The sequence below is a fragment of the Nonomuraea sp. NPDC048882 genome (assembly GCF_040649755.1).
Lineage (GTDB): Bacteria > Actinomycetota > Actinomycetes > Streptosporangiales > Streptosporangiaceae > Nonomuraea > Nonomuraea maheshkhaliensis.
Genome location: NZ_JBEZGB010000006.1, coordinates 83,138 through 99,604, shown reverse-complemented (window position 1 = coordinate 99,604; position 16,467 = coordinate 83,138). Strand labels below are relative to the sequence as shown.

The 16,467-nt window shown below is 71.2% G+C and carries 18 protein-coding genes; 7 read left to right on the top strand and 11 right to left on the bottom strand.

Translation table 11 applies throughout. The features are described from left to right. Positions 1-53: 53 nt before the first annotated feature. From AB0C27_RS22360 to AB0C27_RS22345, 4 genes are all read right to left on the bottom strand, one after another. Positions 54-1,421, bottom strand: a complete 1,368-nt coding sequence (locus tag AB0C27_RS22360; protein WP_357846839.1) for an NB-ARC domain-containing protein — start codon at positions 1,419-1,421, stop codon at positions 54-56. Positions 1,422-1,482: 61 nt separating this feature from the next. Next, a complete protein-coding gene (locus AB0C27_RS22355) occupies positions 1,483-2,052 on the bottom strand; it encodes a dienelactone hydrolase family protein (RefSeq protein WP_357846837.1) in 570 nt (189 codons plus the stop codon). 106 nt (positions 2,053-2,158) lie between these two features. Continuing rightward, positions 2,159-2,884, bottom strand: a complete 726-nt coding sequence (locus AB0C27_RS22350) for a hypothetical protein (protein WP_357846835.1) — start codon at positions 2,882-2,884, stop codon at positions 2,159-2,161. 88 nt (positions 2,885-2,972) lie between these two features. Continuing rightward, positions 2,973-3,842 carry a sigma-70 family RNA polymerase sigma factor gene (locus AB0C27_RS22345; protein ID WP_357846833.1) on the bottom strand — a complete coding sequence of 290 codons (870 nt, stop codon included), beginning with the start codon at positions 3,840-3,842 and terminating at the stop codon, positions 2,973-2,975. 85 nt (positions 3,843-3,927) lie between these two features. Here AB0C27_RS22345 and AB0C27_RS22340 point away from each other — a divergent pair, with 85 nt between their 5' ends. From AB0C27_RS22340 to AB0C27_RS22325, 4 genes are all read left to right on the top strand, one after another. Continuing rightward, positions 3,928-4,377 carry a carboxymuconolactone decarboxylase family protein gene (locus AB0C27_RS22340; protein WP_357846831.1) on the top strand — a complete coding sequence of 150 codons (450 nt, stop codon included), beginning with the start codon at positions 3,928-3,930 and terminating at the stop codon, positions 4,375-4,377. A 126-nt stretch (positions 4,378-4,503) separates the two neighbouring features. Continuing rightward, entirely contained in the window at positions 4,504-4,917 is a 414-nt protein-coding gene (locus AB0C27_RS22335; RefSeq protein WP_357846829.1) for a helix-turn-helix transcriptional regulator, read from the top strand. Positions 4,918-5,176: 259 nt separating this feature from the next. Beyond that, complete coding sequence (locus tag AB0C27_RS22330) at positions 5,177-5,959, top strand: ABC transporter permease (protein WP_357847865.1); 783 nt, start codon at positions 5,177-5,179, stop codon at positions 5,957-5,959. Then, the gene (locus AB0C27_RS22325) at positions 5,956-6,990 is read left to right on the top strand and encodes an ABC transporter ATP-binding protein (protein ID WP_357846827.1); all 1,035 of its coding nucleotides are present in this window, start codon (positions 5,956-5,958) and stop codon (positions 6,988-6,990) included. Before AB0C27_RS22330 ends, AB0C27_RS22325 begins: the two co-directional genes overlap by 4 nt. Positions 6,991-7,055: 65 nt before the next feature. On the opposite strand, the gene AB0C27_RS22320 is transcribed toward AB0C27_RS22325, so the two are convergent. The 3 genes from AB0C27_RS22320 to AB0C27_RS22310 all read right to left on the bottom strand — a co-directional run bounded on the left by AB0C27_RS22320 (position 7,056) and on the right by AB0C27_RS22310 (position 9,445). Continuing rightward, positions 7,056-8,072: a hypothetical protein gene (locus tag AB0C27_RS22320; RefSeq protein ID WP_357846825.1), complete on the bottom strand. Its 1,017-nt coding sequence runs from the start codon at positions 8,070-8,072 to the stop codon at positions 7,056-7,058. A gap of 106 nt (positions 8,073-8,178) precedes the next feature. Then, positions 8,179-8,748 carry a hypothetical protein gene (locus tag AB0C27_RS22315; RefSeq protein ID WP_357846823.1) on the bottom strand — a complete coding sequence of 190 codons (570 nt, stop codon included), beginning with the start codon at positions 8,746-8,748 and terminating at the stop codon, positions 8,179-8,181. A gap of 67 nt (positions 8,749-8,815) precedes the next feature. Further along, a complete protein-coding gene (locus tag AB0C27_RS22310) occupies positions 8,816-9,445 on the bottom strand; it encodes an HD domain-containing protein (protein WP_357846821.1) in 630 nt (209 codons plus the stop codon). A 270-nt stretch (positions 9,446-9,715) separates the two neighbouring features. Between AB0C27_RS22310 and fdhA the strand changes: the two genes are divergently transcribed. After that, on the top strand, positions 9,716-10,939 hold the full coding sequence (gene fdhA / locus AB0C27_RS22305) for a formaldehyde dehydrogenase, glutathione-independent (RefSeq protein WP_357846819.1): 1,224 nt from the start codon (positions 9,716-9,718) through the stop codon (positions 10,937-10,939). Positions 10,940-11,009: 70 nt separating this feature from the next. Here the strand turns inward: fdhA and AB0C27_RS22300 are convergent, their stop codons facing one another. Both AB0C27_RS22300 and AB0C27_RS22295 read right to left on the bottom strand, forming a co-directional pair. Continuing rightward, the gene (locus AB0C27_RS22300) at positions 11,010-11,762 is read right to left on the bottom strand and encodes a LysE family translocator (protein ID WP_357846817.1); all 753 of its coding nucleotides are present in this window, start codon (positions 11,760-11,762) and stop codon (positions 11,010-11,012) included. Continuing rightward, positions 11,759-12,508 carry a metallophosphoesterase gene (locus AB0C27_RS22295; RefSeq protein ID WP_357846815.1) on the bottom strand — a complete coding sequence of 250 codons (750 nt, stop codon included), beginning with the start codon at positions 12,506-12,508 and terminating at the stop codon, positions 11,759-11,761. Before AB0C27_RS22295 ends, AB0C27_RS22300 begins: the two co-directional genes overlap by 4 nt. Before the next feature lie 93 nt (positions 12,509-12,601). Here AB0C27_RS22295 and AB0C27_RS22290 point away from each other — a divergent pair, with 93 nt between their 5' ends. Continuing rightward, positions 12,602-13,213 (top strand): CGNR zinc finger domain-containing protein, encoded by a 612-nt coding sequence (locus AB0C27_RS22290; RefSeq protein ID WP_357846813.1) that lies wholly within the window; start codon positions 12,602-12,604, stop codon positions 13,211-13,213. 106 nt (positions 13,214-13,319) lie between these two features. Here the strand turns inward: AB0C27_RS22290 and AB0C27_RS22285 are convergent, their stop codons facing one another. Together AB0C27_RS22285 and AB0C27_RS22280 are read right to left on the bottom strand one after the other, a co-directional pair. Further along, positions 13,320-14,543 (bottom strand): NAD(P)-binding domain-containing protein, encoded by a 1,224-nt coding sequence (locus AB0C27_RS22285; protein WP_357847863.1) that lies wholly within the window; start codon positions 14,541-14,543, stop codon positions 13,320-13,322. Positions 14,544-14,619: 76 nt separating this feature from the next. Then, positions 14,620-15,168, bottom strand: a complete 549-nt coding sequence (locus AB0C27_RS22280) for an OsmC family protein (RefSeq protein ID WP_346107570.1) — start codon at positions 15,166-15,168, stop codon at positions 14,620-14,622. Between the two features lie 80 nt (positions 15,169-15,248). Between AB0C27_RS22280 and AB0C27_RS22275 the strand changes: the two genes are divergently transcribed. Next, positions 15,249-16,460, top strand: coding sequence for a homoserine O-acetyltransferase (locus AB0C27_RS22275; RefSeq protein ID WP_357846810.1), 1,212 nt, complete (start codon positions 15,249-15,251; stop codon positions 16,458-16,460). Positions 16,461-16,467 lie beyond the last annotated feature (7 nt).

The window sequence follows — 16,467 nt, the reverse complement described above, 5'->3', positions numbered from 1 at the left end:
CTCGCCAGAGTGGCCATCCGGCTGGATCCCACAGCGGCTCGGGGGCGACATTGTCAAGCAGGTGGGTGGCCCGGTCGCGGGCGGGTGTCGATGGCTGTGGGTTGCCGGTGCGGGTCTTGGCTGTCGGGGGTGCGGGCGACGGCCTGGACGAGCCGGTGCACGGTGATCGCCTGGCCGTCGAGGGTGATCATGTTGTAGGCGGCCAGCTCGCCCAACGCGTGCTGCACCTCGCTCGGCTCGGCGTCCAGGTCGTCCAGCGGTCCGTCGAGCAGGGTGCGGGGGATGGGTTCGGCGTTGTACCAAGCCAGGATGCGCAGCAGGTCGTCGGCCGGGGGAGTGCCGGTCAGCTGGTCTAGGGTCAGGCGCCAGATGCGGGCGATGGTGCGTTCGGCGTCGGCGCCGCGGGCGGTTCGGTTGTACATCACCGCCGGCTGCTTTTTCAGCAGTTCCAGGTAGGCGTGCGGGGTCAGCCGGGTCTGGTGCAGGTAGGCGCCTGCCTGCTCGATCGCCAGGGGCAGATGGCCCAGCTCGTGTACCAGGTCGGCTGCTCCGTCCAGCTCCTGCGGCGGGTGCCCGTCGAGGACGGCCTGGACTGCGGAGGAGACGAGGCCAGGGGTAACAAGGCGGGCCAGGAGTTCGAGTGCTTCTCGTTTGCCCAGTACGTCCAGGTGTAGCAGCTGGGCGTCCAGCCGGTGCCAGCTCTCGCTCAGTCGGCTGGTTACCAGCACCTGGCCGGTCAGGGTCCGCTGTAGCAGCGGCTGCACGTCGGCCGTGTTCACCACGTTGTCGAGTACCAGCAGCCATCCTTGATGGGCGGCCAGCCACGCGGTGGCCCGCTCGGCCAGCGCTTCCAATGGCAACACCGTAGCCAGTTCCGGCTGCAGTGCGACCGCCAGGCCCGCCAGGCCGGTCTCGACCGCCTGGGCGGAGTCGGCCGTGACCCACCACACCGGATTCAGGCTTCCGCCATCCCGCCGCGCTGCCTGGGCGAGTGCGTAGTGCGCGGCCAGCGTGGATTTACCCACCCCACCCAGGCCATGCACTGCGGCCACCACCACTTCACCCCCGCCGCGCAGCGCCGCCTCCAGCCGGGCCAGTTCCTCACCGCGGCCGACGAACGTGCGCGTGTGCCGGGGCAGATTCACCAGCCGCGGCGGTGCGACCACCTCGGCCACCGGCCGAACCACCGCCTCCGGCAGCACCGTCTCGTTGATGGTCTGGTCCCGGACGGCCTGATACACGCGGCCCGACCCCGATGCCTCTGCCCGCATCTGTACGTTCGTCGTGTTGTCGCCGGTGGAGGCGATCCCGCTGTTGTCACCGCTGATCGCGATCGACCCAGGCCCGGAGGCGGAGGTCGACGTCCCGAACGTCGCCACCAGCACCCGCAATTCGGCCTCGGCAGCGGGATCGTCCTCCAACAGGTCGCTCAGCCGCAGCCGCCACGCCGCCTCCAGCTCCGCGCCGGTCCTGCCGGCGAGCTCAATCGGCGAGGAAGTCCAGGGCGATGGCCCAGGCGCGTTCGGCGGCCTCGGCGTCGTAATCGGGCAGGTCGGGGTCGGTGAACAGGTGGCCGACGCCCGGGTAGCGGAAGACCTCCACGTCGGCCCGTGCCTGGCGCATCCGCAGGTACCAGGCGTTCAGCCAGTCGACCGGCTCGTAGGTGTCGGGGTCGGCGACGTGCAACTGCACGGGCAGGTCGTCGGCGGACACGCCTTCGGCCATGTCGGACGTCCCGTGCAGCAGCAGTAGGCCGCGCGACTGCTCGTCGCCCAGGGCGAGGTTCTGCGCGATGGCCGCGCCGAGCGAGAAGCCCGCGTAGACCAGGCCGTCGGCCGACAGCGGGGCCGCCGCGGCCACGGCCCGCTTCAGCAGCTCGTCGCGGCCGATCTCGTCCTTGATCGCGATGCCCTCCTCGGGCGTGTCGACGACCCGGCCGTCGTACAGGTCGGGGACGTGCACGGTGTGACCGGCCGCCCGCAGCCGGTCGGCCGCCTGGTGGACGGCGGGCCGCAGGCCGTACATCGAGTGCAAGAGGAGAATCCGCGCCATGCGCGCAGCTTAGCCAGCCCGAGCCCGGCACCGGTCGCCCGCCCCGCGCGAGCCGCCGGAACAGACCTGAGCCGGTCGAAGACGACGAGCGTTCACGTCGGCGCGGTCAGGCGACCTTGGCGGAGGTGGCCTTCCAGGTGTTGCAGGCGCCCGGCTTGCCGCTCTTGTAGCCGGTCTCCAGCCAGTGGAGGCGGTTGGCGGGCTTGCCGTGGAACTTGTGCTTCCAGATGTCCGGCACCTTGGTGACGGGCTTCCAGTCTTTGACCCGGCGCCCCAGCGCCTTCGCCGACACGCCGTGGAAGCAGTCGATCTGCAGGTAGTAGCGGCGGTTGTGCTCGTGCAGGACGGTTTCCGACGCGCCGTTCGGCAGCGCCCACCAGGCCGAGCCGATGCCGGTCTGCCCGGTCACGACCCCGCTCCAGGTGGCGGCGATGGAGGTGAACACCGCGAAGTCGTTCTTGGCCCTGATCCAGTCGTCGGCCACCCTGACGCGGATCTCCCTGAAGCAGATCTCGGAGAACGAACGGGAGAGGCTCACGCCGGTGGAGCAGGACTCCTTGTCGTCCTCGCTCTTGAACGTCACCTTCACGGGCTGGAAGTCCTTGATGGCCGGCTTCCACGCCTTGTTCAGGCAGTCGACGAGCTTGGTGACGTACTTCTTGGTGGACGCCCTACTCGTCCCCTTGGTGAGCTTGCAGGCGGCTTTGGGGGCTTTGGCCTTGTAGAGGTCGTTGTGGGTCAGCTCGGGAGCGCCCTTGACCGGCTCCGCGGTGGCCGGGACGGAGACGAGTGCCAGGCCCACTGCGGTGCCGGCTAATAAGCGAATGATCATAAAAGTGGATCTTAATCCCCGTGCTGGAGGTGGTCCGTCGGCCTGGGATCTTGTGTTGGTCTTGTGCACGGGGGCCGTCTCGGGACGCTCAGGCCGGCGGGTTCATCGCCGCCAGGCGGGCGCCGTCGGTCAGGGCTGTGATGGCGGTGATCCGGTCGCCGGTGACGGTGAAGTACAGGATCGACAGCGGGGTGCCGTCAGCACGCCAGGACATGAACCCCGGCAGGCCGTCCACCAGCACCTCCCGCATCCGTGCCGCCGCGCCGGAGAACAGCCGCGCCCGGCCGGCGACCTCGGTCGCCCCGAGCACGACGACCTCGCCACCCGGGGCGTCGACGGTCAGTTTCACGTCGGGGTCGAGCACGCGCAGCAGCCCCTCGAAGTCGCCGTCCCGCGCGGCCGCGCGGAAGGCCCGCACCACCTGCCGCTGCTCCCGCCCGGGGACGAGCTCACCCTCCGTCGCCCGCACCTTCCTGCGGGCGCGGCTGGCCAGCATCTTGGCCGCGTCGGCCGACCTGCCGAGGATCCGGCCGATCTCGTCGAACGGCACCGCGAACAGGTCGTGCAGGACGAACGCCAGCCGTTCGCCCGGCGTGAGCGACTCCAGGACGACGAGGAGCGCCAGCCCGACCGAGTCCGCCAGCACCGCCTCGTCCTCCGGCTCCGCCTCCTCGTCGAGGACGACGACGCCCGGCAGGCGGTCACCGTAGGACGCCTCGGGGTGGGTCTTCCGCGAGCGCAGGACGTCGAGGCTGATCCGGCCGACCACCGTGGTCAGCCAGCCGGCCAGGTTGTGGACGGCCGCCGCGTCCTGGCGGGAGAGCCGCAGCCAGGCCTCTTGGACCACGTCCTCGGCGTCGGCGTGCGAGCCCAGCATGCGGAAGGCGACTGCGCGCAGTCGCTCGCGCTGCGCCTCGAACGCCTCGGTCACCAGGTCTGCCTGGCGGTGGTCGGACATGTCGTTACCTTCCTCGAAACCGCTCCGTCATAGGTGATGACGGGCCAGGACCGGCCCGGGTAACCGGAACGAAGGAGCGACAACGATGCAAGCACGGATGCAGAGCCCGGCCGACGCCGACGTCATGGCGGCCATCAAGGGGCTCTACAAGGCTATGTACTCGGGCGGGGTGGACCCGCGCGTGCTGGAGCTGGTCCATCTGCGGGCCAGCCAGATCAACGGCTGCTCCGCCTGCGTCTTCGCCGGGATCCACTCGGCCAGGAAGCACGGGGAGAGCGACGAACGGCTGCACAGCGTGGCCGCGTGGCGCGAGACGCCCTTCTTCACGGAGGCGGAGCGGGCGGCGCTCGCGCTTGCGGAGGCGGCCACCCGGATCCAGGACGGGTCGCCGGGGGTGACCGACGAGATCTGGGCCGCCGCGGCCGAGCACTTCGACGAGCGGCAGTTGTCGGCTGTCGTTCTGGACATCGCGCTGACCAACTTCTTCAACCGGATCAACCACACGATCAGGGAGCAGGCCGGCAAGACCTGGTGACCCGGCCGGGCCTTCCGGGCGTGCGGGCCGGTGTCCCAAATGCGATGGCTTTCGTGGGTACGGTGCCGCTGTTGCGGGGATGGCGGGGGTTATGGCTGGCACGTGCGGTAGGTAATGTGTGGGGCTGTGACGACGTTCAGGATCAGTGAGGCCGCGGCGTTGCTCGGCGTCAGCTCCGACACGGTCCGCCGCTGGGTTGACGCGGGCCGCCTCGGGGCCGAGCGGGACGAGCACGGTCACCGGCGGGTGAATGGGGCCGATCTGGCCGCTTTCGCCCGCGCGCAGGTGGGGGCCGATGACGACGGCGGCCGTTCGTCGGCGCGCAACCGGTTCCGGGGGATCGTCACCGAGGTGATCCGCGACGCGGTGATGGCCCAGGTGGAGATCGCCGCGGGGCCGTTCCGGGTGGTGTCGCTGATGAGCCGCCAGGCCGCCGACGAGCTGGGGCTGGAGCCCGGCGTGGTGGCGGTCGCCGTGATCAAGTCCACCAACGTCGTCGTGGAGGTTCCCGGGCGCGACCGTGTGGCCGGGCAGGTGTGAGGAGGCGGTTCGTGGGTTGCGCCGGTTCCCTGCGGCGGTGCCGGACGCTGTCCGCAGCCCAGGTGGTGTCGCGGTCAAGCGCGGCGGCCGAGGCGGGTTGCGAAGTCCGCTGATGAGCAGCCCCATACCGGAACCAGACGCCGGGCCCCACGACGGTCCCGGTGGCGGCCTCCGCCACGGCGCCCGAGACGGACACCGTAATGGACGCCGTAATGGACGCCGTGACGGGGCCGCTCGGCGTTCGGAGTCAGGGCGTGGGATCTCCGGGCGGTTGCCGTGGGTGCTGGTGGTGCCCGCCGTGCTGGGGCTGGTCTTTCTGGTGTTGCCGCTGGCGGGGCTGCTGGTCCGGGCTCCCTGGGCGACGTTGCTGGAACGGCTGGCCGAGCCGCAGGTGCTGGAGGCGTTGCGGTTGTCGCTGGTCACCGCGACCGTCGCCACCGTCCTGTGCCTGGTGCTGGGGGTGCCGCTGGCGTGGTTGCTGGCCCGGGTGGAGTTTCCTGGCCGGCGGGTGGTGCGGGCTCTGGTGACCGTGCCGCTGGTGCTGCCGCCGGTGGTCGGGGGTGTCGCGTTGCTGCTGGTATTGGGGCGGCGGGGGCTGGTCGGGCAGTGGCTGGAGGCCGGTTTCGGGGTCACGCTGCCGTTCACCACGGCGGGGGTGGTCGTGGCGGAGGCGTTCGTGGCGATGCCGTTCCTGGTGATCAGCGTGGAGGGTGCGTTGCGTGCCGCCGACAGGCGGTTCGAGGAGGCTGCGGCGACGCTTGGGGCCTCACGGTGGACGGTGTTCCGGCGGGTGACGCTGCCCATGGTCATGCCGGGGGTCGTCGCGGGGGCGGTGCTCTGCTGGGCGCGGGCGCTGGGCGAGTTCGGGGCGACGATCACATTCGCCGGCAATTTTCCCGGTACGACCCGGACGATGCCGCTGGCCGTCTATCTGGCGCTGGAGACCGAGCCGGAGGCGGCCATCGTGCTCAGCCTGGTGCTGCTGGCCGTGTCGGTGGTCATCCTGGCCAGCCTGCGCGACCGGTGGGTGAGTGCGCCGTGAGTCTTGACGCTCGGCTCGTGGTCGAGCGGGCCGCCTTCACGCTCGACCTGACGCTCGACGTACGGCCGGGCGAGGTGGTGGCGCTGCTCGGGCCCAACGGTGCGGGCAAGACCACCGCTCTGCGTGGCCTGGCGGGGCTGACCCGGTTGTCCGGTGGGCACATCACCCTGCGCGGCAGGCAGTTGCACACCCTGCCCGCCGAGAGCCGGCCGATCGGCATGGTGTTCCAGGACTACCTGCTGTTCCCGCACCTGTCCGCGCTGGACAACGTCGCGTTCGGTCTCCGCTGCCAGGGGAGACCCAAGGCCGACGCCAGGGCCGCCGCCGCTGTGCTGCTGGAACGGGTCGGGCTGGGCGATCGGGCGGCGGCCAGGCCGCGGCAGTTGTCCGGCGGGCAGGCCCAGCGGGTCGCGCTCGCCCGCGCGCTCGCCGTACAGCCCGAACTGCTGCTGCTGGACGAGCCTCTGGCGGCGCTCGACGCGCACACCCGGCTGGAGATCCGGTCCCAGTTGCGGCGGCATCTGGCCGACTTCGACGGCGTCACCGTGCTGGTCACCCACGATCCGCTGGACGCGATGGTGCTGGCCGACCGGCTGATCGTCATCGAGCACGGCGCCGTCGTCCAGCAGGGCGCCCCGGCCGAGGTCGCCCGGCGGCCCCGTACCGACTACGTGGCCCGGCTCGTCGGGCTCAACCTGTATCGCGGCGTGGCCGGCGGGGGCCGGGTCGAGGTGGGGGAGTTGCTGCTGCACACCTCCGAACCTCCGATCGACGGGGCGGCGTTCGTCGCCTTTCCTCCCGCCGCCGTGGCGCTGTACCGGACCCGCCCGGACGGCAGCCCGCGCAACCTGTGGCAGGCCCGCATCGGAGGGATCGAACGGCACGGCGACAACGTCCGCGTCCACCTGGACGGTCCGATCGCCGCCTTCGCCGACATCACGCCCGCCGCGCTCGCCGACCTCGACCTGACCCCCGGCCAGCGGATCTGGGCCTCGGTCAAGGCCACGGAAACCCACGCCTACCCGGCCTGAGCTGCCGAGGGTGCCGGGGGTCGAGATGGCCGGAGGGACAAAAGCGGCGACCAGCAGCCGGTGGGTCAGGCGGCGACGGCGGCGCGGAAGGTGGCCAGGGCCTCGGGGCCGAAGTAGGCGCCGTAGCTGGTCGTCGTGTTGCGCAGGGCGTGGGCGGAGATCACGTAGCCGGTGCCGGTGGTCCGGTTGAACTCCTGGAACCAGGGCCCGCCGCTGGAGCCGCCGCCCATGTCGCAGAGCATCGCGTACTTCATGCCGTACGACGGGTTGACGGACGCGCCGCTGCAGTACTGCAGGGTCTTGCCGCCGTTGCCGTTGCTCGGGTAGCCGAACAGGGTGTTGGACGTGCCCTCGGTGGTCACGTTGAACCTGATGCCCTGCCCGCCCACGGTCTGCACCGGGGTCTTGCTCTTCACCTTGTTGACGACGAGCATGCCGAAGTCGAGCGGCGGCTGGTGGGCGTTGTCCTTGTAGTAGCCGGACCAGATGTACATGGTGCGCGCCGTGAACTTCCCGTACGGCGCCGCCCCGTCCTTGTACGCGGGCACGAAGACCAGGTTGGTGCTCCAGCGCCCTTCACCGTCGATCATCGCGTGGGCGACGGTCACGATGACGTCCCCGTCGGCGCTGTTCACCACGGTGCCGGAGGCCACGAAGTTCTTGCCGTTGCCGCCGGTGCCGAACACCTTGCCGGCCGTCTTGGCGATCAGGCCGCCGCCCTTCCACGTCTGCTGGGCGGCCGCCTTGGCGACGAAGGGGAAGCCGTTCGTGGGCTTGGGTCCCGGGCGCGGGCCGGCGACGGGCGCGAACTCCACCGGCTCTCCGGCCGCGGCCGACGTCGTGGCGCGGCTGGTCGCCGCCTTGGCCGAGCCGGCCGGGGCGGCCAGCGGCTGGGCGGCGCGCATGCGCTCGGGCGTCCAGTAGTCGTCACCCGCGGCGAAGGTGGCCGCGAGCCGATGCTCGACGGGTCCGTCCTTGGCGGGCGCGGCCAGAGCGGCGGGCGCGGCAAAGGCGGTGGGTGCGGCGATGGCGCCGGACCCGAGCAGCATGGTGGTCAACCCGGCAACGGCCAGGATACGCATGGGGCCTCCGTGACAAATGTGGTTACGGAGATTTACCACACATGTCGGCTATGGCGGGAATTAGAGATCTGGCCGGGCCGAATGCGCAGGTGGGAGGCGGCAAAGGCTAGGGGCGGTCGGCGCAGAGGGTGAGTGGTGGGTGGCGGTACACGATGGCGCGCGGCAGCACGTCAGGGGTCTTGGTCCAGTTCGGTACGTCCTTGCCGCAGACCGAGGCGTCGGCGGTGCCGTCCGACACCTTGGTGACCCGGTAGGTCGCGGAGGGGCCGCAGCTCACCTTGGACGCCCGGCCGGTCGGGAAGCCGATCTCCTGGTAGAAGCAGTCGCCTTCCTGCGCGTTCAGCGTCAGGCACAGGCGGGTGCGCGACCGGCGGGTGCCGATCTCCAGATATCCGTTGGTGCTGTCACCGCATTGGTCGTTCTTCTCGATCATCTTGTACGCGGCCCGCGGGCTCGTGCACGGGACGAGGCGGAAGTCGTCCCGGACGGTCTTGCCGCCCTTGCCCTGCGCTTCGAGGCAGGAGCCGACCGTGGCCCGGCTCGGATCGTCCTCGGCGGCGCAGCCGGCCGTCACGGTGAGCAGGAGTGCGCAGGCGAGCCCCATGGTGAGACGAGTGGTGAGGCCCCTGACGAGGCTGGGGCGGGGGAGTGAGCGGTGGTGTGTGGGGCCGGTCATGGCACGGCAGCCTAGTGAGCTCGCCGGACGCTTCCCCTCATTTACCGAATAGCCGAAATGTCAGGCGTCACTCCGGCCACGGCGAGTCGAGGATCGTGTCGACGAAGTTCCCTCGCCGATAGCCGGGCACATACCGTTCGAGCACGTCGGCCTTCACGTTCCCGAACGTGGTCTCCGGCTTGGGCGCGATGCCCTCCGTGAACGCCCGCAGGATCGCCTGCTTGAAGCCGGGCCGAGGATGCAGCGCGGTGACCTCGGCGCGCTGCTCGTCGGTGAGGTCGTAGTAGCCGAGGCCGAGCACGTCGTACTCGACGCCCGCGGTGACCAGGGCGACCTCGGGCTCCATGTACTCGGGGATGCCGGGAGTCGTGTGCAGCGCGATGGCGGTCCACACCCGCCGGACGCTGTCCTCGGGCACACCGCGCTCGCGCAGGAAGCGGCGGGCGGCGTCGGCGCCGTCCACCTCGAAGCGCCGCCCGCTGCCGCGGTGCTCCTCGTTCAGCCCAAGGTCGTGGAACATGGCGCCGAGGTAGAGCAACTCGGGGTCGAAGCTGAGGTCGCGCTCGCGGCCCTGGAGGACGCCCCAGAAATAGACCCGGCGCGAATGGTGGTAGATCAGGTCACTGGTGGCCTGCCGCACGAAGTCGGTGGCCTCGGCCGCCAGCCTGGTGTCGGGAACGGTCTGCTTGATCCCCATGGCTACCCCCGTCTCACGCCTTCCCGGCGTCCCACGGAACCCTTCCCGCCGCCGCGACCGCGCCGCATGCATGAAACGGTGAAGATCTAACAAAGCCCCTTTTGTACGCCTTCACCCGCCCCCAGGTCTCCGCCGACTTATAGGGATATATTCGGATTTAGAGGACAAAACGTCCGTCGTTTGTCTTCGTCCCCGGCGGGGAGGAGGTGGTCCGCGAGCCTGTGCCGCGAACGCATGCCCCATCACTTCCGACGCGAGGGAGAAAGCACCATGCCTGGTAACAAGGGAGTCATCTACGAAGGCCCAGGCAAGGTCGAGGTCCACGAGATCGACTATCCCGGATTCGAGCTGAAGGACGGCCCCGGCGTGAATCCGGCCAACGTCGGCCGCAAGTTGCCGCACGCCGCGATACTCAAGGCGGTCGCGACCAACATCTGCGGCAGCGACCAGCACATGGTACGCGGGCGCACCACCGCCCCCCAGGGCCTCGTCCTCGGTCACGAGATCACCGGGGAGGTCGTGGAGACGGGCCCAGGCGTGGAGTTCATCAAAAAGGGCGACCTAGTGTCGGTCCCGTTCAACATCGCCTGCGGCCGCTGCCGCAACTGCAAGGAGGGCAACACCGGCATCTGCGAGAACGTCAACCCCGACCGGCCCGGCTCGGCGTACGGCTACGTCGACATGGGCGGCTGGGTCGGCGGGCAGGCCGAGTACGTCCTCGTCCCGTACGCCGACTGGAACCTGCTGAAATTCCCCGACAAGGACCAGGCGATGGAGAAGATCCTCGACCTGGCCATGCTCGCGGACATCTTCCCGACCGGCTTCCACGGCTGTGTGACGGCGGGAGTGGGTCCCGGATCCACGGTCTACATCGCCGGGGCGGGACCGGTCGGCCTGGCCGCCGCCGCGTCCGCGCACCTGCTCGGGGCCGCCGTGGTGATCGTCGGTGACCTGAACAAGGAACGTCTGGACCAGGCCCGCAGCTTCGGCTGCGAGACCGTCAACGTCGCCATGGGCGAACCGAGGGACCAGATCGAGCAGATCCTCGGCGAGCCTGAGGTGGACTGCGCCGTGGACGCGGTCGGCTTCGAGGCGCGCGGTCACGGCCGCGAGGCCGAGGTGGAGCGCCCCGCCACCGTGCTCAACACGCTCATGGACGTCACCAGGGCGGGCGGCGCGCTCGGCATCCCCGGCCTGTACGTGACGGGCGACCCGGGCGCCGCCGACGAGGCCGCCAAGCACGGGTCGCTGTCCATCCGCATCGGTCTGGGCTGGGCCAAGTCGCACAGCTTCGCCACCGGCCAGTGCCCTGTCATGCGCTACAACCGTCGGCTGATGCAGGCGATCCTGCACGACAAGGTGCAGATCGCCAAGGCGGTCAACGCCACGGCGATCGGGCTGGACGAGGCGCCGCGCGGGTATCACGAGTTCGACGAGGGCGCGGCCCGCAAGTACGTCCTCGACCCGAACGGCATGCTCCCCAAGGCGGCCTGACCGGTGCGGCCCCGGAGGCCGCCGCCATCCCCGCGGCCTCCGGCGGCCCGCCCTGTCGCTCCCGTACGGGCTACGCCGTGGCGGCCCTGACGCCGAGTGCGACCAGCACCACGGCGCTCACCTTGCCGATCATCCGCCGGAAACGCGCCTCGCGGACGAGGTGGGCCCCTCGGTGCAGGAGCGCCGCCCAGGTGAGCAACCACACCGCCATCAGCGCGGCGTGGACGGTGGCCAGCGCGAGGATCTGCCCGGCGACGGAAGACCCGGGGACGACGAACTGCGGCACCAGGGTCAGGTAGATGGAGGCGGCTTTGGGGTTGAGGACGTTCGCGAGCACGGCCTGAACGTAGACGGATCGGGCCCGCCCCGGCCGGTCGGCGGACGTCGAAGACAGGGGCTGGTCGGACGACAGGGGCTGGTCGGAAGGCAGGAGCTGGTCGGAAGGCGGGGGCAGGTCGGTGGACGCGGAAGGCTCGAGCTGGTCGGCGGGCGCGGGAGACAAGGACCGGGTGGCGGGTGCTTGAGGCCGTAGGCGGGTGGCGGTGTGCCAGGTCCACAGGCCGAGACCCACGAGGTAGGCCGCGCCCACGAGCTTGACGGCGGTGAACGCCTGGGCCGAGTGCATGATCAGGGCCGACAGGCCGGCGACGGCCAGGGTCGCGTGGGCGTACAGGCCGGTCGCCGTTCCGAGCAGAACGGGCAGTGCCTGGCGCCGGCCGCCGGCCGTGACGTGCTGGACCAGCAGGGTCATGCTGGCGCCCGGAGTGGCGACGATGGGCAGGATCGCCAGCAGGAACCCGGCCGCCGCGTACAGAGAGATCATGCCTGGAGCACGACGCGGAAGTGCGTGGTGAGGCGGCGGTCGTCGTCCAGGAGGTGGAAGGCGAGGCCGGGCGGCTGTTCGCGGTCGTCGGGCCGCTCACCCTCCCACGGCATGCGCAGGGTCCAGGTGACGGCCGGACCGACGATCAGGGGACGGCCGGCGAACGTGGAGGCGGCGGCGGTGTGGGCGTGGCCGGTGAGCACGGCGGCGACCTGGGGATGGTCGTCCAGCAACGCGGCCAGCTCGGCGGTCGACTCCATCCGGCAGCAGTCGGGCAGCGGGTGGTGCAGCACGACGGGCGGCTGATGGAAGGCGATCAGGGCGGGCGTGTCCGGGGTGAGGCCGCCGAGGGTGGCGCGCAGCCAGGAGAGCGTCTCCGGGTCGAGGCGGCCTTCGTCCCGGCCGGGGATCGTGGTGTCGCACATCAGGACGGCGGTCCCGCCCAGGTGGTGCACCTCGTTGACGGGGCCCGAGCCGGTGGGCCGGCCCAGCAGCGCCTTGCGGTAGGCCGGGCGGGCGTCGTGGTTGCCGGGGCAGGTCAGCACGGGGAAGGGGGCGGTGAGGAGCTCGGCGGCCTCCTCGTACTCGGACTCCGCGCCGTGATCGGCGATGTCGCCGGTGACCAGCAGGGCGTCCACCGGGCGGGGGAGCGCACGCAGGTAGTCCATGACCAGGCGGGCGCGCCGGGTCGCCCGCTCGGTGCCGTCGAGGTGCAGGTCGCTGATCTGGGCCAGGAGCAACGTCATCGGGCCTCCCGCAAGGGCGTCTAATGGTTAATTCCGTTTTAGCGTTAGTGACGATAGGGTACGGAGGGGACACGGGCAACAGGAGGAGGCGAGATGGGGAGCTGGCCGGCGCTGGACCTGGCGAGCACGATCCGCCACGACGGCGACGGCGGTGTCGCCGACGACCTGGCCACCCCGGAGGGCGCGACCCGCTGGGTCCGGCAGCGGGGCGAGTCACTGGGCGGGCAGGTCGACGTCACGCGGCTCGTGGTGGACGCCGGGCTCTGGAACGAGATCGTCGAGCTGCGCAGGGCCGTACGCGCGCTGTTCGCGCACGCGGTCAGCCCGGCGCCGCCGAGCCGGGCCGACGCCCACCGGCTGATGCCGGTCGAGCAGGCGCTGGCCCGCCTCAATGCGGCGGCGGCCCGTGAGACCGTGGTGCCGCGCCTCGACTGGCCCGAGGGCGCACCGCCCAGGACGGTGGTGTTCTCGGCCGAGCCCGACGCCGGCGTCCGGCTGGTCGCGGCCCTGGCCCGGGCGACCATCGACTTCCTCAGCGGCCCAGAACGCGAGCGGCTGCGGGCGTGCAACGCGCCCCGGTGCGTGCGTTACTTCGTCAAGAGCCACGGGCGGCAGGAATGGTGCAAACCGTCCTGCGGCAACCGGGCCAGGGTGGCCCGCCACTACGAACGCCACGCCGCCACCACCACGGACCCACCCGGCTGACCCCGCCACGGCCGCGACCGATGCCGGAGGCCCGCACCCAGCCCGGTGGGCCACTGCCCGCCCGCGTCAAGCGTCATGGCATCCGGAGGGCCACGGCCCGCCCGGCTCAGGCGTCGGCGCGTCCTGCGAGGGTCACGCCGGCGAGGTGGCCGATGACCTCGCGGGCGTCGGACTCGATCCCGTGGATGAACGTGGACCTGCGCCGCCGCAGCACCGGCAGCCCCAGCGCGTACAGCCCGGGGCTGTCCACCACGCCGCCCTCGTGCCGCAGCCGCCCCTTCTCGTCGATCACGGGCACGTCGAGCCACCCGTAGTCGGGCCGGAACCCCGTCGCCCACACGATCGTGCGGATCTCGCCGCCGCGCAGGTCGAGCTGGAGCCGTGCCCGCTCAGGCGCCCGCGTCGGGGCGAAGCGCTCGGGCGGCCCGACCTCGCCGTCCCAGCCGTGCTCGCGCGCCCACGCGTCGAACGTGTCCAGCAGACGTTCCATCTTGAGGTCCGCGAGGGAGAACACGTTACGCAGCCCGCCGGAGAACAGCGCTCGCCCGTCACGCACGGCGGCCAGGCGGCCCACCAGCTCGACCCCCATCGCGGTGAGCGCGTTGAGATCGAGCGTGGTCCGCTCATCCGTGCCGATCAGCTGGGGCGAGGGCAGCCGCCTGGCCCGGGTGAGGTCGTCGATCTCGTCGTAGCGCTGGTCCCACACCCCGGAGACGTCCATCCACCACAGCACGTCGCGCCCCCGGTACGTGCGCGGCAGCCGTACGTGCTCGCCCACCGAGAGCGTCACGGGACGGCCGGAGCGCCGCAGCTCGGCCGCCAGTTGCACGCCGGTCGCCGACGCCCCGACGACGAGCACGCCGCCGTCGGGGAGCTGCGCGGGACCGCGATAGCCGAACGGCGTCACCTGCTCGACGGAGGCGGGCACCGCGCCGGCGAACGGCGGCACCACGGGCACGTTGCAGGCCCCGGTGGCGATCACCACCGTCCGGCAGCGGAACTCGCCGCCGCCCGTGGTCACCTGGTAGCCGTGGTCGGCCCGCCGTACGGAGGTGACGTCGGCGCCGGTCCTGACGGGCGCCCCCGAGCGGGCGGCGAAGCCCTCGATGAACGCGGTCACCTCCGCCATCGTCATGTAGCCGTCGGGGTCAGGGCCGTCGTAGCGGTGGCCGGGCAGGCGGCTCTGCCAGTTGGGCGTGAGCAGCCGGAAGGAGTCCCAGCGCTCGCGCCGCCACGAGTTCGCCACCTCGCCGCGTTCGAGCACGACGTGGTCGATCGAGCGCCGGGTGAGGAAGTGGCTCGCGGCCAGTCCCGCGTGCCCGGCGCCGATGACGACGGTGGTGACGGACTCGATGGCTCTGCTCCTCAGTACTGCTCGGTACTGCTCGGGGTAAGAAAGGGGTGGCTCAGGCGACTTCGACGGTGACGTCCGTCGGGTTCGTGAGCGCGTCGAACACGGCCGACCGCTTCTGCGACTGCGCCACCAGCGCCTCGATGTCCTGCCTGGACGCGTCCGCGTCGATGGTGAAGGTCACCTTGATGTCGTTGAAGCCGTTGCGCACGTCGCTGTCGACGCCGAGGATGCCGCGGATGTCGTGCTTGCCTTCGAGCGCCGCCTCGACCGAGCGGAGCTGGATGCCGCGGTTCTGCGCGACGGAGGCCACGCCCGCCGTCAGGCAGCTCGCCAGGCCGATGAGGAGGTATTCGATCGGCGTGATGCCGTTGTCCTGGGCCGCGAAGACCTCGGGGTGGTCGGCGTCGAAGACCGCCTCGTTCTTGTGCTCCTGCTCCTGCCCGAGGCCGAAGAACTCCTTGACCCGCGTCGTGCTGTGGACGCCGTCCTGCCATTTCGAGGAGGCTCGCCAGACGAACTGGGCGGCCTCGGGGGCGCCCTTCAGCGCCTCGCGCGCGTCCAGCAGTGCCTGTACGTTGACTCCGTTGGCGACCGTGGTCATGTCCCGCCCCTTCGCCTGAGATCCCACTTTCCCGGTAGGTATTTGACCATATACTGCCCGTGGCGGGCTACCATAGCCCCATGTCGCAGCCAGCCACTACGCTCGCGGCCGGCTCCGTCGGCACGGTGGAGACGCGCCATCTCGATCTGCCCGAGCCGGTGCGCCTCGACTGCGGCCGGGAGCTGCATCCGGTCCGCGTCGCGTACGAGACCTACGGCGTCCTGTCCCCACGGCGCGACAACGTCATCCTGGTGTGCCACGCGCTCAGCGGCGACGCCCACGCGGCCGGCTTCGCGAAGGCGCCGCCCGAGGAGGGCACGCGCGACGGCTTCGGCGCCGAGGAGCGCGACGGCGCGGCCGGCAAGGGGCTCGGCTGGTGGGACGGCATGATCGGCCCCGGCAAGGCGTTCGACACCGACCGCTACTTCGTCGTCTCCACCAACCTGCTCGGCGGCTGCCGCGGCACCACGGGCCCGTCGTCGATCGATCCGGCTACCGGGCAGCCGTACGGCGCGGACTTCCCGGTGATCACGGTCGCGGACATGGTCCGCACCGAGCGCGCGTTCCTCGACGCCCTCGGCATCGAACGGCTCGCGGCGGTGGCCGGGGGCTCGCTCGGCGGGATGCAGGCGCTGGAGTGGGCGGTCCGGTTCCCCGACCAGGTCGACGCGATCATCCCGATCGCCAGCACCCACGCGCTCCACCCGCAGGGAGTGGCCTGGAACGCCATCGCCCGCGACGCCATCATGCGCGACCCGGCCTGGCAGGGCGGGCGATACCACGGCACCGGCAGCGCGCCCGACGCCGGCATGGGCCTGGCGCGGATGGTCGGCCACATCACCTATCTGTCCGCGCAGGGGCTGAACGAGAAGTTCGGCCGGCGGCTGCAGTTCGCCGACGACGTCCGCTACACGATCACCGAGCCCGAGTTCGAGGTGGAGAGCTACCTGCGCCACCAGGCCGACTCGTTCGTCAAGCGCTTCGACGCCAACACCTACCTCTACACCTCGCGCGCGCTGACCTACTTCGACCTCGCCCGTCAGCACGGTGGCGGATCGCTCGCGCGGGCGCTCGAAGGCGTCAAGGCGCGGACCTTGCTGATCGCGTTCAGCTCCGACTGGCTCTACCCGCCGTCCGCGTCGGGCGAGATCGCCGAGGCGCTCGATGGGCTGGGCAAGCCGGTCGAGTTCCAGGTGATCGAGGCGCCGTACGGTCACGACTGTTTCCTGCTGGAAGAGGCGCGGCAGACGCCCATCATCAAGGAGTTCCTGGCCCGGGGCGGGCCCAGGTGAGATCGAG

Bases quoted from the DNA above. Each gene is read 5' to 3' on its own strand.
- AB0C27_RS22280 (WP_346107570.1), bottom strand. From the start codon at position 15,168: ATGACCACGGTCGCCAACGGAGTCAACGTACAGGCACTGCTGGACGCG.
- AB0C27_RS22310 (WP_357846821.1), bottom strand. From the start codon at position 9,445: ATGGGGATCAAGCAGACCGTTCCCGACACCAGGCTGGCGGCCGAGGCC.
- AB0C27_RS22340 (WP_357846831.1), top strand. From the start codon at position 3,928: ATGCAAGCACGGATGCAGAGCCCGGCCGACGCCGACGTCATGGCGGCC.
- AB0C27_RS22345 (WP_357846833.1), bottom strand. From the start codon at position 3,842: ATGTCCGACCACCGCCAGGCAGACCTGGTGACCGAGGCGTTCGAGGCG.
- AB0C27_RS22350 (WP_357846835.1), bottom strand. From the start codon at position 2,884: ATGATCATTCGCTTATTAGCCGGCACCGCAGTGGGCCTGGCACTCGTC.
- AB0C27_RS22275 (WP_357846810.1), top strand. From the start codon at position 15,249: ATGTCGCAGCCAGCCACTACGCTCGCGGCCGGCTCCGTCGGCACGGTG.
- AB0C27_RS22320 (WP_357846825.1), bottom strand. From the start codon at position 8,072: ATGCGTATCCTGGCCGTTGCCGGGTTGACCACCATGCTGCTCGGGTCC.
- AB0C27_RS22300 (WP_357846817.1), bottom strand. From the start codon at position 11,762: ATGATCTCTCTGTACGCGGCGGCCGGGTTCCTGCTGGCGATCCTGCCC.
- AB0C27_RS22315 (WP_357846823.1), bottom strand. From the start codon at position 8,748: ATGACCGGCCCCACACACCACCGCTCACTCCCCCGCCCCAGCCTCGTC.
- AB0C27_RS22290 (WP_357846813.1), top strand. From the start codon at position 12,602: ATGGGGAGCTGGCCGGCGCTGGACCTGGCGAGCACGATCCGCCACGAC.
- AB0C27_RS22355 (WP_357846837.1), bottom strand. From the start codon at position 2,052: ATGGCGCGGATTCTCCTCTTGCACTCGATGTACGGCCTGCGGCCCGCC.
- AB0C27_RS22295 (WP_357846815.1), bottom strand. From the start codon at position 12,508: ATGACGTTGCTCCTGGCCCAGATCAGCGACCTGCACCTCGACGGCACC.
- fdhA (WP_357846819.1), top strand. From the start codon at position 9,716: ATGCCTGGTAACAAGGGAGTCATCTACGAAGGCCCAGGCAAGGTCGAG.